The following is a 14,262-nucleotide window of genomic DNA, read 5'->3' on the forward strand; positions in this document are numbered from 1 at the left end:
CTCGCGAGCCGGCTGCCGGGTCAAGCCAGTGCCGCGCCCGCCGGGCTGAGATCGCTAGTCCGGCGGGCGCGGCACAGGCCAGACCCGGCAGCCGGCTCGCGAGGCTCGGCGGGACGGTCATCGTTTCCGCGGGCGGGGAACGGCGTACCAGAAAGGTGGTTCGAGGGCGTCGCTCAGCGGGACCCCGGCAGCGACGGTGAGCGCCTGGCGGAGAGGGCACGACCACAGGAACGGCGGCCGGGGTCAGGGGGTGAGGAGGGCGGCGCACGGAGTGGGGGCGTCGGAGAACGGGAGGTGGCCGGCGCTCGGGAGGGTTACGTGGCGGGCGGTCGGGAGGATCGCGCGGGCTCGGCGGGACTGGCGGTGCGGGAGGATCGCGTCGCGCGTACCCCAGGCGATGGTGACCGGGATGCGGGGGAGTGAGCCCGCCGCGGAGAAGGACCACGGTCGCAGGTGGGTGAAGGCGTCGCGGGCCTCGGCGAAGCCGGGCGCGGCGGCCAGTGCCCGGGCCGAGCCGACGCACTCGGCCGGGTCGAGACGGCCGGGATGGGCGTAGAAGAGCGAGCAGAACGCGGACCGGCCCACCGGTGACGCCATGATGCGCGGGAGGGAGCCGTCCAGGCGCGTGGCGGTTGCGCGGGCGGCGGTGACGGCGGTCTGGCACCAGCGGCGTTCCGCCCGGGTCCAGAAACCGATCGGGGCGAAGGCGGTCACCGCGCGGGCGTGGCCGCGACGGCCGAGTTCCAGGGCGATGCCGCCGCCCAGCGAGTTGCCGGCCACCGCAGGGGTGTCCACGCCGAGCCTGGCCAGGAACGCCTCCAGCAGGTCGGCGAGGTGCGCGACCGATCCGGGGAGCGGGCCTCCGGAGAGAGCCCAGGGCGGGGAGGCGCCGAATCCGGGCAGGTCGACGGCGATCACGTCGTGGTGTTCGGCGACCGCGTCGAGGATGGGGGACCAGACCTGGCGGTGGCTGCCCAGGCCGTGGATGAGCACAAGCGGCGGACCGGATCCGCGCCGATCATAGGACAGCTCGGTCACCGGCTCAGCCTTCCACCGGGAGGCGGAGACCGGAAGGTGATTCGCGGTGCGAGCCAAGACCGAAACCAGTTGTTGACATGTTGCCAATAAGGGTGTGATGGTACGGCGATGTCGTACGACTACGACGTCCTCGTCATCGGCTCCGGCTTCGGTGGCAGCGTGACCGCGCTGCGTCTCACCGAGAAGGGCTACCGCGTCGGCGTCCTCGAGGCCGGCCGCCGGTTCACCGACGAACAGTTCGCCAAGACGTCCTGGCGGCTGCGCGACTACCTCTACGCGCCCGCGCTCGGCTGCTACGGCATCCTCCGGCTCACCCTGCTCCGGGACGTGATGATCATGTCGGGCGCCGGGGTCGGCGGTGGCTCCCTGGGCTACGCCAACACGCTGTACGAGCCGCCCGACGCCTTCTACGCCGACCCGCAGTGGTCCGGCATCGCCGACTGGAAGTCCGAGCTGGCCCCCTACTACGAGCAGGCGAAACGCATGCTCGGGGTGACCGTGAACCCGGTCGAGACGGCCTCCGACCGGGCCCTGCGCGCGGTCGCCGACGACATGGGCGTGGGCCACACCTACCGGCACACCCCGGTCGGCGTGCTGTTCGGGGACGAGCCCGGCGTACCCGTGGAGGATCCGTTCTTCGGCGGAGCGGGACCGGACCGCCGCACCTGCACCCTCTGCGGGTCGTGCATGACCGGCTGCCGGGGCAACGCCAAGAACACCCTGGTCAAGAACTACCTCTACCTCGCCGAACGGGCCGGCGCCGAGGTGCACCCGCTCACCACCGTCCGTGCGGTGCGCCCACGCGACGGCGGCGGCTACCTGGTGGAGACCCGGCGCACCGGCGGGCTCGCGAAGCGGACCTTCACCGCCGAGCAGGTCGTCTTCGCCGGTGGCGCCCTCGGCACCCAGCGCCTGCTGCACCGGATGCGCGACCGGGGACTGCTGCCGGACGTCTCCCCACGGCTGGGCGAGCTCAGCCGTACCAACTCGGAATCGATCCTCGGAGCGCGCACCCGCCGCACGGACCGCGACTTCAGTCACGGGATCGCGATCACCTCCTCGATCCACCCGGACCCGGTCACCCACGTCGAACCGGTCCGGTACGGGCCCGGCAGCAACCTGCTGGCGCTGCTCGCCACGGCACTGGTCGACGAGGGCCGCCCGCGCTGGTGGCAGGCCGTCAAGACGATCGCGAAGGCCGGCCGGGACGCGCGGCTCTACCTCTCCCCGCGGAACTGGTCCAGCCAGACCGTGGTGCTGCTGGCCATGCAGCCGCTGGACAACTCGATCACCGTGCACACCCGGCGGGGCCTGTTCGGGCGGCGGATCACCAGCCGGCCGGGCATCGGCGAGCCGAACCCGGTGTGGGTGCCGGCCGCGCACGACGTGGCCCGCCGGGTCGCCGCCGAGGTGGACGGCGTGCCGACCGGTTCCTACACCGAACTGGTGGGACGGCCGGTCACCGGGCACTTCATCGGCGGCTGCGCGATCGGCGCGGATCCCTCGCAGGGGGTCGTCGACCCGTACCACCGCCTCTTCGGGCATCCCGGGCTGCACGTCATCGACGGGTCGGTGGTGGCCGCCAACCTGGGCGTCAACCCGTCCCTGACGATCACCGCCCTGGCGGAGCGGGCGGTCGCGCTGTGGCCGAACGCCGGCGAGCCGGATCCGCGGCCGTCATCCGGGTTCGCGCCGGTCGAACCGGTGGCGCCCCGCGAACCCGTGGTGCCCGCGTCGGCCCCCGCCGCGCTGCGGCTCACCATCGGACGGCGGCCATGACCCGAATCGCGATCATCGGCGCCGGGTTCGGCGGGGTGGCGGTCGCCGCCGAGCTGCTCCGCGCCGGCTTCGACGACATCGTCCTGCTGGAGAAGGCGGACCGGGCCGGCGGCGTGTGGCGCGACAACACCTACCCGGGGTGCGCCTGTGACGTGCCGGCGCCGCTCTACTCCTACTCCCGCGCCCTGAACCCGGACTGGTCGCGCCGCTACCCGCCGCACGACGAGATCCTCGCCTATCTGCATCGTTGCGCCGACGGGTGGGGCGTCACCGAGCGGGTCCGCTTCGGCGCCGAGGTGGCTTCCGCCTCGTGGTCCGGCGGCGGGTGGGAGGTTCTGTTGAAGAACCACGAGATCGTACGCGCGGACGTGCTGATCCCGGCCGTCGGTCAACTGTCCCGGCCGTCGATCCCGGAGCTGCCCGGCGCGGAGAGCTTCACGGGCGTCGCCGTGCACACCGCACACTGGACGCCGGACGTCCCGATCGAGGGCAACCGGGTCGCGGTCGTCGGCACCGGCGCCAGCGCCATCCAGCTCGTCCCCGCGATCGCCGGAACCGCCGCCCACGTCACCGTCTTCCAGCGCACCGCGCCGTGGACACTGCCCAAACCCGACCGTCGCTACGGCCGCCTCCGGAAGGCCGCCTACCGCCGGATGCCGTCGCTGATGCTGCTGTCCCGCGCCGCCACCTGGGGCCTCACCCTCGTCCCGGGCGCCGCCCTGACCGGCAACCGGGTGGTCAACGCCCTGGTCCGCGGCTACTCGTGGAGTCAGCGCCGCTGGCAGGTCCGCGACCGGGAGCTGCGCGCCAAGGTGACCCCGGACGAGCCGATGGGCTGCAAGCGGGTGCTGTTCACGAACGCCTGGCTGCCCACCCTGGCCCGCCCCGACGTCGACCTGGTCACCGAGAAGATCGTCGCGGTGACCCCGGACGGCGTCCGCACCGCCGACGGCGTGGACCACCCGTGCGACGTGCTGATCTACGGAACCGGCTTCGCCGCCACCGAGTTCCTCGTCCCGATCCGGGTCACCGGCCGCGACGGCGCCGTGCTCGCCGACGAATGGCGGGACGGGGCGCACGCGTACCTGGGTCTCGCGGTGCCCGGTTTCCCCAACATGTTCCTGGTCTACGGCCCGAACACGAACACCGGCAACACCTCGGTGATCTACTTCCACGAGGCCCAGGCCAGGTGGATCACGCAGGCCGTGCGGCGGGTCGCGGCAGGCGACGATCTGGAGGTACGGCCTGAGGTCGCGACCGCCTACGACGCCGAGATCCAGTCCCGCCTGGCCGGTTCGGTGTGGACGGCGTGCCAGAGCTGGTACCGCACCGCCGCCGGCCGTGTCGTCGCCAACTGGCCGGGCAAGGCCACCGAATACCGCCGCCGAACCGCCACCCTCGACCGCTCCGACTTCCTGCCCGGGACACTCAAGAGCTGAGCCGACCTTGGACGTCGGCCCACCTGATGCGGTGGTCGATCGTCCAAGATCGGCTCAATGCTTGTCAGGCGGCGACCGGCGCCGGACGCCACTGCTCGGAGCCGAACACCTCGTACCGGATGCGCTCGTCGGGGATGCCCCGCCGGTGCAGGCCGGCCCGGACGGTCTGCATGAACGGCGCCGGGCCGCACAGGTACACCTCGGCGTCCGGGTGCACCGGGACCTGATCGGTGTCGATCAGGCCGGTGTGCGCGCCGGTGGGGCCGCCCTGCTCGTACCAGACGACCTCGCGGAACGAGCGGAGCCGGGCGCCGCTGCTGAGCATGTCGCCGCGCAGCGGGTGGCGGCCCGGGTCCCGGTCGGCGTGGACGACGGTCACCTCGCGGGTCGGCTGGGTCCGTGCCGTCTGCTCCAGGATCGCCGCCATCGGGGTGATCCCGACCCCGGCGCTGACCAGCAGCAACGGGGCGTCGCCGGGGCGCAGGACGAGGTCGCCGTACGGCTGGCTGATCCGCAGCCGGTCGCCGGTGCCGACCTGGTCGTGCAGGAACGCGGAGACCACGCCGTCCGGGGCGCCGCCGCGGCCGCGGACCCGCCGGACGGTGATCCGCAGGGTGCCGCCGGTCGGCGCCTGGGACAGCGAGTACTGCCGCAGCTGGCGGCCGGCGCCGGGCAGGTCGACGGCGACCGTCACGTACTGCCCGGGGTGATAGACGGGGGCGGCCCTCAGGTCGGCCGGGACCAGCACGAACGAGACCGTGTCGTGCGCCTCCTCGATCTTGTTGGCGACCGCGTAGGACCGCCACGGGTCGGCGCCCTCGACCCCGGCCTCGGCGTAGAGGCGCGCCTCCCGGCCGATCAGCTGCGCCGCGAACAGCCAGTACACCTCGTCCCACGCGGCGGCGATCTCCGGCGTGACGGCGTCGCCGAGCACCGTGCCGACGGCGCGCAGCAGGTAGCGGCCGACCATCGTGTACTGCTCGGGGCGGATGCCGAGGGCGCAGTGCCGGTGCGCGATCCGGTCCACCACGTGCTCGAACGCCACGCCGGACGGGCCGGCGCCGATGAGGTGCGCGGCGTACGCCGCGACCGCTCCGGAGAGTGCGCTGCGCTGCTCGCCGGTGGCCTGCGCGCTGCGGCTGAACAGGTTCAGCAGCTCCGGGTTCTCCCCGATCATCGTCTCGTAGAAGACGGTGGTGATGGCTTCGAGATTCTCGCCGACGACCGGGAGCGTCGCCTCGACGACCGGGGCGCTGGATGCGGACAGCATGAGGGGTCTCCTCTTCACTGGGGAGATCGGCCGAGGGTCAGGAGCACCTGCCGGACCGGGGGAGCGGCCAGGTCGCCGATCGTGATGGGGTCGAGCGAGGCGTAGAACGCCTCCTGTGCGACTCGCAGCGCGCCCCGCAGCCGGCAGCCGGCGTTGAGCGGGCACGGTGTCTCCCCGCCGCAGTCGACGACCTCGGTGTCGCCCTCGAGCTCGCGGACCAGGCTGCCGATGGACGCGCCCGCCGCGCCGGTCGCCAGCCGCACGCCGCCGTTGCGGCCGCGCACGGTGTCGAGCAGGCCGAGGTGCTGCAACCGCTGGACCACCTTGGCGAGGTGGTTGCGGGGAACCGCGACCGAGTCGGCCAGCACGTCGATGGTGAGCAGGTCGTCCGGCCGTGCGGCGGCGAGCATCAGGACGCGGAGGCCGATGTCGGTGGAGCGGTTCAGTCGCACGTGCCGACCGTACTAAAAGAGGTATCTTAAAGTCCTGTTTTTGAGCCATAGATCACGGAGGGGGTGGACCCCCTCCGTGATCAGGGACTAGCTGAGCTTGAAGATTGTCGCCTTCGCGGCGACCGTGATCTGCCCGCCCCTGTGCTGGAGGTACTGGCCGGGCGCGACCCGGATGGTGACACCACCCCTGGCCGCGATCCGGGTGACCGGGGTGCCGGTGGCGCCCAGCCCGACGGTCGTGCCGCTGACCACGAGGAACCTCGTGGGCTGGTCGACCGACTGGATCGTCTCGGTGCCGTCCGCCCCGGCCACGAACCGGAACTGGGTCAGTTCCAGCTCGCGCGGCGCGTGCGCGGCCCGGATCACGTCGCCCTCGTGCTTGACGAACGAGCGCGGCGCGCCGGACGGCGACAGGCGCACGATCGGCCCGCCCGACCCGACCGGGATGCCGAACAGCGGCGTCCCGTCCTCGTGCCAGTAGAGCTTCTGCACACGGGTGTGGCGGTTGGGGTCGTACAGCGGGTCGCCGACGATCTGCTTGTAGTCGCGGGCGTGGTAGACCAGCACGTCGGTCTTCCCGTCCTCGGCCACCGTGAACGAGTTGTGCCCGGGCCCGAAGCGGGAGGTCTCGTCGTTGGAGACGAAGATCGGGTCAGGGTGCTTCGTCCAACTGGAGCGCGACAGCAGGTCGGCGTCGGCCGAGGCGCTGAGCAGGCCCATGCAGTAGTTGGCGTCGGTGGCGCTGGCCGAGAAGGTGATGAAGACCTTCCCGTTACGGATCAGCACGGCCGGGCCCTCGTTCACCCGGTAGCCGATGATCTCCCAGCTCCTGGTGGGCGTGGTGATCCGGGTCGGCTTGGTCCTGAACGTCCACGGGTTCGCCATCTCGGCGATGTAGAGGCTCGTGTTGACCGCGATCTCCGGCTCGCTCTGGGCCCACACCAGGTACTGCCGCCCGCGGTGGGTGAAGCTGGTGGCGTCCAGGGTGAAACCGTCCCACTCGGTGACGAGCTGGCCCTTGAGGGTCCAGCCGGCCGGGTCGCGCGGGTCGTCGAGCGTGGACTCCATCACGTACGTCCGGATCCGGAACACGTTCCCGGCGTCGCCGGCGGCGAAGTAGATGTACCACTTCCCGCCGATCCGGTGCAGCTCCGGTGCCCAGATGTGGCCGCCCATGGTGCCGCTGGTGGGGCGGCGCCAGATGACGGTCTCCTCGGCCCCGGCGAGGCCCGCGATGGTGGTGGCGCCGCGCACGACCAGGCGGTCGTACTCCGGCACCGAGCCGGTGAAGTAGTACATGCCGCCGACCGGCTTGGTGATCCAGGGGTCGGCGCGCCGGCTGATCAGCGGGTCGATGGTGGGCACTCCGTAGATGGCGGCGTCATCGGGCAGCGGGCCCGGCTGCGGGGCGCCTTCCGCGCCGCTCGCGGCGAGCGCGCCGAGAGCTCCGGCGCCGGCCACCCCGAGAGAACCCCGGAGCAGCGTACGGCGATGCAGTGCGAACGTCATGTCCACGTCCTTATCGGGTCTTGATCCGGAGGAAGGTGACCGAGTTCGCGGGGAACTCAGCGGTGAAGACGGAGGCGATCCCGCTGACGGTGCTGGTGACCGGCAGGATCGGCTCGGCCGAGCGGGTGTTCTGCTCGCCCGGGTCACCGGTGATCACGGTCTGCTTCGCGGTCCGGGCCACCCTGCGCCCACCCAGGTCGATCTTCGTGACCGCCGGGGCGTCCTGCGCGTTGACGACCTTGACGATCAGCTCGCCGGTCCTCGTGTCCTCCGTGACGACCTGGGCGAACGGCTCGGTGACGGCGTTGTCGTCGAACGAGCCCCACTCCACGCCGTCCAGGTACAGGGTGACCTTCGTACCCCGCACCGAAATCCTCAGGTCGTAGGTCCTACCCGTGGTCACGCTGTTGGGCTTGGTGAGGATCTGCTCCTTGGCGGAGGTGATCCCCTTCTCGATGGCGCCCTGGGTGTTGTTCCAGCCGCCCAGGTTCCACCAGTAGAACTGGCCGGTCTCCTGGATGCCGAACGCGACCAGGAAGCCCTCCGCGCCGGCCGTCTTGGTGGCCTTCAGCGTGTAGTCGTAATCGGTCGCGCTGATCGTCGCGCCCTTGACCATGGTGTCCTCGGTGTCCGTGGTCGTCTGGGTGTAGGCGCCGTCGGTCACCGCCCAGGCGCCGCGATTGGTCACCGAGGTCCAGCCGTCCGCGTTGCCGTCGTCGAAGTCGTCGCTGAACAGCACGGTGCCGTCCGGGCTGGTGACCTTGACGTCGTCGTAGGTCGCGGCGGTCCGCCAGGTGGAGAGCCCGACCCCGCCGGTGATCGGCTTCGGCTGGAGCACGTTGCCGGTGGTGGTGGTCGGCACGACCCGGTCACCGACGTTGTTCATGAAGAGCTTCTGCACCTGGTAGCTGGTGGAGCCCCACGACTCGTCGTTGTCGAACCAGATCATGTCCGGCTTCCACTGCACGTTGTCGATGTTGGCGAGCAGCGGGGCGTAGGACGCCATCTTCACCACGTCGGCGTTGCGTTCCAGGCCGGTCATGTAGGCGGCCTCGGCCAGCGAGTTGAACAGCTTGGCGTCCAGCGACGCGTATTCGCCCAGGAAGACCTGGGGACCGCTCCGGTCGTACGCGTCATATCGCTTGTTGTTCTGGAGGAACCACGACGGGCTGTTGTAGTAGTGCTCGTCGACCATGTCCGAGCCGTGCGCCCGGTTCTTGGCCCACAGGTTCTCGAACGTCGAACCCTGGTCGTCCGGACCCGAGTTGCTGACCACCGTGATGTCCGGGTGCTTCGCCTTGATCGCGGACTCGAACCTGAGGAAGTTCGCCCAGTACTCCTCGGGCAGGTTCTCCTCGTTGCCGATGCCGAGCGTGGTGAGGTGGAACGGCTTCGGGTGGCCCATGTCGGCGCGCAGCTTGCCCCACGTGGTGGTGGTCGCGCCGTTGGCGAACTCGATCAGGTCCAGGGTGTCCTGGATGTACTGCTGGAGCAGCGCCTCGTCCACGGTGGCCCGGTTCTGGCCACAACCGGTCACCAGGGCCGGCAGCACGGGCAGCGGCATGGCGCCGATGTCCTCGGAGAACTGGAAGTACTCGTAGTAGCCGAGGCCGTAACTCTGGTTGTAGCCCCAGAAGTTCTTGTTGGTGGCCCGCGTCTCGACCGGCCCGACGGTGTCCTTCCACTGGTAGGACCGGGCGCGCGGATAGTTGTCGGCGGCCGTGTACTGGTACATGCTGCCGGTGTTGACGAGGCAGCCGCCCGGGAAGCGGACGAAGCCCGGCTCGAGCGCCGCGATCTTCTCGGCCAGATCCTTGCGCAGGCCGTTCGCCCGGCCCCTGTAGGTGTCCCGCGGGAACAGCGAGATCTCGTCGAGGCGCGCGCTTCCGGAGGCCTTCACCGAGAGCCGGGCCACGTCGCTCGTCGCGGTCGCCTTCAGGGTGCCCGTGTACTTCTTCCACGTGTCACCGGCGACCGAGAGCGTCAACGGCGCGGCCAGCGCCGTTCCGCCGGCCGTGTGAAGGCTGACCTCCAGCGAGGTGGTGGCGTCCGCTCGGGCCCAGACCGAAAAGTCGTATAGTTCGGACTTTTCGACCGCGAGGCCGGTGTTGTAGCCGGCGTTGGTCAATCCGGCCGTGCCGGTGACACGCAGGTAGTTGCGGTTGCGCTCGTTGAGCCGCTGGTCGTCGTTGGTCACCACGGCCGAGCCGGTGGCCGCCCAGGCGGTCAGTCCGTTGTAGCCGGACGCGTCGGTGCCGTTGAACTCGAACGAGCGGTTGCGGACCAGTTCGGCGTAGAGACCGCCGTCGGCCGCGTAGTTGATGTCCTCGAAGAAGACGCCGTACATCGACTTGGGGATCGCGGCTCCGGTGGCGTCCGGGTTCACCGTGATGGTGTAGTCCGGTTCGACCGCCACGGCGGCGACCGGCGGGGCGACCGCGAGCGGGAGCGAGACCAGTACGGCGGCCGCGCCCACGAGACGATAGGGGATTCGGGGCATGAAGAGTCCTCCGGTGCGGATCGCAACGGTTTCGGAAGTGTTTCCGTATAGGGGCTCCGCAATGTGTACGCAAACATCGACGGGGCTGTCAAGCTTTGCCGGGCCACGGATTTCAGCGCTGCAAACGGCTCAGAGGTGATCTTGTTAGCGTTAACTACTCTCGGTCAACGAGTTTCGGGCTGCTTCGCGGCGCGTGACGGACGTTCATGCCTCGTTCACCTCGGGGGCACCCGACCGGGGTGGTCGCCGTACACCTGGGCTTTTAGCGTCCGGGCAGCCCGTCACCGAGCGCGGTGACGTGAGACCGAGGAGAACAGAACCGATGCCGGACCTCAACCGCCGCCTGCTTCCGCTGCTGGGACACAGCGGTGGCAGCCGCGACGCGATGACCTGTCTGTACCGATGCGGCAACGCGTGTGACCACCCCGTGCCGAACGAGTCGGCCAACCCCTACCTCGGAGACGTCGTCAACGCCGAGATGAGCCGCCGCGGCGTGGTCCGGGCCGGAGCCGTCGGAGCGATGGTGCTCGGCTTCTGCGGCTCGGCGCTCGCCGCCGCCGGCCCTGCCGCGGCCGCCCCTGTCGAGACCGCTCGCCACGGCGGCCGGGCCGGCCGCCTCACCTTCGAGACGGTCGCCCCGAACACCCTGGACCAGGTGACCATCCCGGCCGGATACCAGTCGTCCGTCGTGATCCGCTGGGGCGACCCGGTCGAGCCCGGCGCGCCGGCGTTCGACGTCGACAAGCAGACGGCGGCCGCCCAGTCGAAGCAGTTCGGCTACAACAACGACTTCGTCGGCGTGATCCCGGTCCCCGGTGAGCGGGACCGGGCACTGCTCGTGGTGAACCACGAGTACACCAACGAGGACCTGATGTTCCGTGGCTTCACCACCATGGACGCCCTCACCGTCGAGCAACTCAAGATCGCCATCGCGGCGCACGGCCTGTCCGTGGTCGAGATCGAGCGGGTCGGCCGCACCGGCCGGTGGAAGCCCGCCAGGAGCCGCCGGCTGCGCTGGAACCGCCGGATCACGGCGCTCGCGACCGAGTTCGAGCTGACCGGCCCGGTGGCCGGCTCGGCGCTGGTCAGGACCGCCGCCGACCCGTCCGGCCGGATCGTCGTCGGCACGCTGAACAACTGCGCCGGCGGCGTCACCCCGTGGGGCACCGTGCTCTCCGGCGAGGAGAACTTCAACCAGTACTTCGTCGGCGGCGACGCGGCGGCGGCCGACGTCAAGCCGAAGCTCAACCGGTACGGCATCAGCACCACCGCCCGCTACCCCAGCGGCAGCCGCAAGTGGGACCGGGCCCAGGAGCGCTTCGACCTCGCCCTGCACCCGAACGAGGCGAACCGTTTCGGCTGGATCGTCGAGGTCGACCCGTTCGACCCCGAGGGCCGTCCGCGCAAGCACACCGCCATGGGCCGCTTCAAGCACGAGGGCGCCAACGTCATCGTCGCGCACAACGGCCGGGTCGTCGCGTACATGGGTGACGACGAGCGGTTCGACTACCTGTACAAGTTCGTGTCGGACAAGAAGTACATCGACAGCGACTCGCCGTGGGCCCGCCGGCACAACCTGACCCTGCTGGAGTCGGGCACGCTCTACGTCGCCAAGGTCACCGGCGACAGCGACCCGGCCGAGATCGACGGCACCGGCGAGCTGCCCACCGACGGGAAGTTCGACGGCAGGGGCGAGTGGATCAAGCTGGTGTCCGGCAACACGTCGTACGTTCCCGGCATGACCGCGATCGACGTGCTCACCTTCACCCGCCTGGCGGGCGACGCGGTCGGCGCCACCAAGATGGACCGTCCCGAGGACGTCCAGCCGAGCCCGCGGACCGGCAAGATCTACGCGGCGATGACCAACAACACCAACCGCGGTGTCGGCGCCAACGCCAAGGCGGACGAGGCCAACCCGCGCAACGCCAACAAGCACGGCCACATCTTCGAGATCACCGAGGACCGGGGCGACCACACCGGCGCCACCTTCACCTGGCAGCTGCCGATCGTGTGCGGTGACCCGGCCGCGGCCGACACCTACTTCGGCGGGTACGACAAGGCGGCGGTCTCCCCGATCTCCTGCCCGGACAACGTCGCCTTCGACAGCGCCGGCAACCTCTGGATCTCGACCGACGGCAACGCGCTGGGCAGCAACGACGGCCTCTTCGCGACGCCGGTCGAGGGCCGGGAACGAGGCCACCTGCGCCAGTTCCTCACCGTGCCGAAGGGCGCCGAGACCTGCGGCCCCTTCATCACCTCCGACGACCGCTCGGTGTTCGTGGCGGTCCAGCACCCCGGCGAGATCACCGGCGCGTCGGTGGACAAGCCCGCCTCGGTCTGGCCGGACGGCGACTTCGCCAAGCCCGGCGTCGTGGTGACCTGGCGCAGGGACGGCGGCCCGGTCGGCAGCTGATCCACCGGGCACCACCCGGACGGCCGCGGCGTGCCACGCCGCGGCCGTCCGGGCACTTCGTCCGGGAGCACGCCGCGGACCCCGGCCGCCGCGCCGCCAGCGGAACCGCCGCCGAATCCGCGCGAATCGCCCGGTGGCGTCCCGCATTCGCGCCATCATCGGGTGATGATCATCGTGGGGTCGCCCAGGCCTCCATGGTCACCGAAAGCGCGTGGCCCACGGCTCAAAAGGGCGACGAAGTGATCCGTACGGCCCCGGCCGGCGTGTACCTGAGCGTCCAGGGGTCGTAACACCTGCGGGGGTGACAGGTTTGACCGAGACGCCGACCACGACGAGGCCGGACGTTTCCGATCCGCGCGTCGCGCCGCCGCGAGCTTCGGCCGGAGGCGACGCCCCGGATCCCGGGCGGCGCCGCCCCCGGGTGGCCGCGTGGCTGACGCGGATCCTGCCGGCCGCGGTGCCCGGCGTGCTGATGCTCGGCATCGCCCTGATCCAGGCCGGCCGGCCCACGCTCAGCTGGGACGAGGTCACCTCCGCGGAGATGGCCTCTCGGTCGGTGCCGCAGATCCTCGCCACGGTGCCGAACATCGACGCCGTCTTCGGGTTCTACTACCTGCTGCTGCACTGGTGGACCGGGCTGGCCGGCACCGGCGAGGTGGCCCTGCGGCTGCCCTCGATCGTGGCCATGGCGGCCGGCGTGGCGGTCGCCGCCGAGCTGGGCAGACGCCTGTTCACCCCGCTGGCCGGGCTGGTCGCCGGACTGATCCTGTGCGTCGTGCCGAACACCTCCCGGTACGCGGCCGAGGCCCGCCCGTACGCCTTCGCCTGCTTCTTCTCGGTCCTGGCGCTGCTCCTGCTGGTGGAGGCGATCCGGCGCGGAGGCGCGTACCGGTGGATCGCCTACGGCCTGAGCGTGCTGATGCTGGGTCTCTTCCACCTGGTCGCCCTGACCACCCTGGTGGCGCACGCCGCCCTGGTCGCCCTGCAACCCGGCGGGAGGCGCCGCCGGCGCGCCCTGGTCTGGGGCGGCACGGTGCTGGCCGCCCTGCTGCCGCTCGCCCCGATCGCCCGGTTGGGCCTGCGCCAGCAGGACGTCCAACTGCACTGGGTCGAACCGATCACCGTGCGCGGCATCGCCGGCATGCCGGCCGGGATCGCCGGCTCGCGGGAGGTGGCCTGGTTCCTGATCGGCATGGTGGCGCTGGTCTCCTGGCGGCCGCTGCGCCGCCTGGTCCCGGTCGCGCTGCTCGCCCTCGGCCCGCTGACCGTCCTGGCCGCCGTGTCGTACCTGGTCTCGCCCATGTGGGTGGCCCGCTACCTGCTGGTGGTGCTGGCCCCGGTGGCGATCCTGGCGGCGGTCGCGCTGACCGGCGGCCGGGACGGCTGGTCCCGGTTCACCGTGACGCGGGTGGTGACGGTGCTGCTGGTGCTCGCCGCGATCGCGGTGCCGGGACAGCGGGCGGTCCGGGCCCAGACCGCGAAGAACGGGCCGGACTACCGGGCCATCGCGACGATCATCGGCCGGGAGGCGCGGCCCGGGGACGTGGTGGTCTACCCGGCCCGGAACCGGGCGATCCGGGCCGGCACGGACCACTATCTGGCCCGAGAGCCGGTCGTCCCGGCGGACCCGCTGGTCCGGGTCCCGTCGGCGCGGACCGGAACCCTGATCGCCGAGGAGTACCCGGACGCGGCCGCCCGGGTGGCCGGCGCCCGCCGGGTCTGGCTGGTCCTCGGGGACCGGGTCACCGACCCGCTCACGATCCGGCCGGAGCTGCGCGGGATGCTGACCGGCGGCTACCGCCAGGTCGATCTCTGGCAACCCAAGCGGGCCACCGTCGCGCTCTACGAACTGCGGGGCTGAG

The 14,262-nt window shown here is 71.2% G+C and carries 9 protein-coding genes; 4 read left to right on the forward strand and 5 right to left on the reverse strand.

Annotation, left to right across the window (positions count from 1 at the left end; all coding sequences use genetic code 11):
- Positions 1-243: 243 nt before the first annotated feature.
- Positions 244-1,038 (reverse strand): alpha/beta fold hydrolase, encoded by a 795-nt coding sequence (locus tag KZ829_RS41835; RefSeq protein ID WP_308285890.1) that lies wholly within the window; start codon positions 1,036-1,038, stop codon positions 244-246.
- A 108-nt stretch (positions 1,039-1,146) separates the two neighbouring features.
- Between KZ829_RS41835 and KZ829_RS41840 the strand changes: the two genes are divergently transcribed.
- Complete coding sequence (locus tag KZ829_RS41840; protein ID WP_220149393.1) at positions 1,147-2,817, forward strand: GMC family oxidoreductase; 1,671 nt, start codon at positions 1,147-1,149, stop codon at positions 2,815-2,817.
- Positions 2,814-4,256 (forward strand): flavin-containing monooxygenase, encoded by a 1,443-nt coding sequence (locus KZ829_RS41845; RefSeq protein ID WP_220149394.1) that lies wholly within the window; start codon positions 2,814-2,816, stop codon positions 4,254-4,256. Before KZ829_RS41840 ends, KZ829_RS41845 begins: the two co-directional genes overlap by 4 nt.
- A gap of 64 nt (positions 4,257-4,320) precedes the next feature.
- Here the strand turns inward: KZ829_RS41845 and KZ829_RS41850 are convergent, their stop codons facing one another.
- The 4 genes from KZ829_RS41850 to KZ829_RS41865 all read right to left on the reverse strand — a co-directional run bounded on the left by KZ829_RS41850 (position 4,321) and on the right by KZ829_RS41865 (position 9,987).
- Positions 4,321-5,526 carry a globin domain-containing protein gene (locus KZ829_RS41850; RefSeq protein ID WP_220149395.1) on the reverse strand — a complete coding sequence of 402 codons (1,206 nt, stop codon included), beginning with the start codon at positions 5,524-5,526 and terminating at the stop codon, positions 4,321-4,323.
- Between the two features lie 14 nt (positions 5,527-5,540).
- Positions 5,541-5,978: an RrF2 family transcriptional regulator gene (locus KZ829_RS41855; RefSeq protein WP_220149396.1), complete on the reverse strand. Its 438-nt coding sequence runs from the start codon at positions 5,976-5,978 to the stop codon at positions 5,541-5,543.
- 87 nt (positions 5,979-6,065) lie between these two features.
- A complete protein-coding gene (locus KZ829_RS41860; RefSeq protein ID WP_220149397.1) occupies positions 6,066-7,487 on the reverse strand; it encodes a glycoside hydrolase family 43 protein in 1,422 nt (473 codons plus the stop codon).
- A gap of 10 nt (positions 7,488-7,497) precedes the next feature.
- Complete coding sequence (locus tag KZ829_RS41865) at positions 7,498-9,987, reverse strand: alpha-L-arabinofuranosidase family protein (RefSeq protein WP_220149398.1); 2,490 nt, start codon at positions 9,985-9,987, stop codon at positions 7,498-7,500.
- Between the two features lie 322 nt (positions 9,988-10,309).
- Here KZ829_RS41865 and KZ829_RS41870 point away from each other — a divergent pair, with 322 nt between their 5' ends.
- Together KZ829_RS41870 and KZ829_RS41875 are read left to right on the forward strand one after the other, a co-directional pair.
- On the forward strand, positions 10,310-12,400 hold the full coding sequence (locus KZ829_RS41870; protein ID WP_220149399.1) for a PhoX family protein: 2,091 nt from the start codon (positions 10,310-10,312) through the stop codon (positions 12,398-12,400).
- A 310-nt stretch (positions 12,401-12,710) separates the two neighbouring features.
- Positions 12,711-14,261: a glycosyltransferase family 39 protein gene (locus KZ829_RS41875; RefSeq protein WP_220149400.1), complete on the forward strand. Its 1,551-nt coding sequence runs from the start codon at positions 12,711-12,713 to the stop codon at positions 14,259-14,261.
- Position 14,262: the final 1 nt, after the last annotated feature.

It is taken from the genome of Actinoplanes hulinensis (assembly GCF_019429605.1).
GTDB classification, from domain to species: domain Bacteria; phylum Actinomycetota; class Actinomycetes; order Mycobacteriales; family Micromonosporaceae; genus Actinoplanes; species Actinoplanes campanulatus.

What these genes read in the sequence shown, in the direction of transcription:
- KZ829_RS41860 (WP_220149397.1), bottom strand. Translation starts at nt 7,487, where the DNA reads ATGACGTTCGCACTGCATCGCCGTACGCTGCTCCGGGGTTCTCTCGGG.
- KZ829_RS41845 (WP_220149394.1), top strand. Translation starts at nt 2,814, where the DNA reads ATGACCCGAATCGCGATCATCGGCGCCGGGTTCGGCGGGGTGGCGGTC.
- KZ829_RS41850 (WP_220149395.1), bottom strand. Translation starts at nt 5,526, where the DNA reads ATGCTGTCCGCATCCAGCGCCCCGGTCGTCGAGGCGACGCTCCCGGTC.
- KZ829_RS41840 (WP_220149393.1), top strand. Translation starts at nt 1,147, where the DNA reads ATGTCGTACGACTACGACGTCCTCGTCATCGGCTCCGGCTTCGGTGGC.
- KZ829_RS41865 (WP_220149398.1), bottom strand. Translation starts at nt 9,987, where the DNA reads ATGCCCCGAATCCCCTATCGTCTCGTGGGCGCGGCCGCCGTACTGGTC.
- KZ829_RS41870 (WP_220149399.1), top strand. Translation starts at nt 10,310, where the DNA reads ATGCCGGACCTCAACCGCCGCCTGCTTCCGCTGCTGGGACACAGCGGT.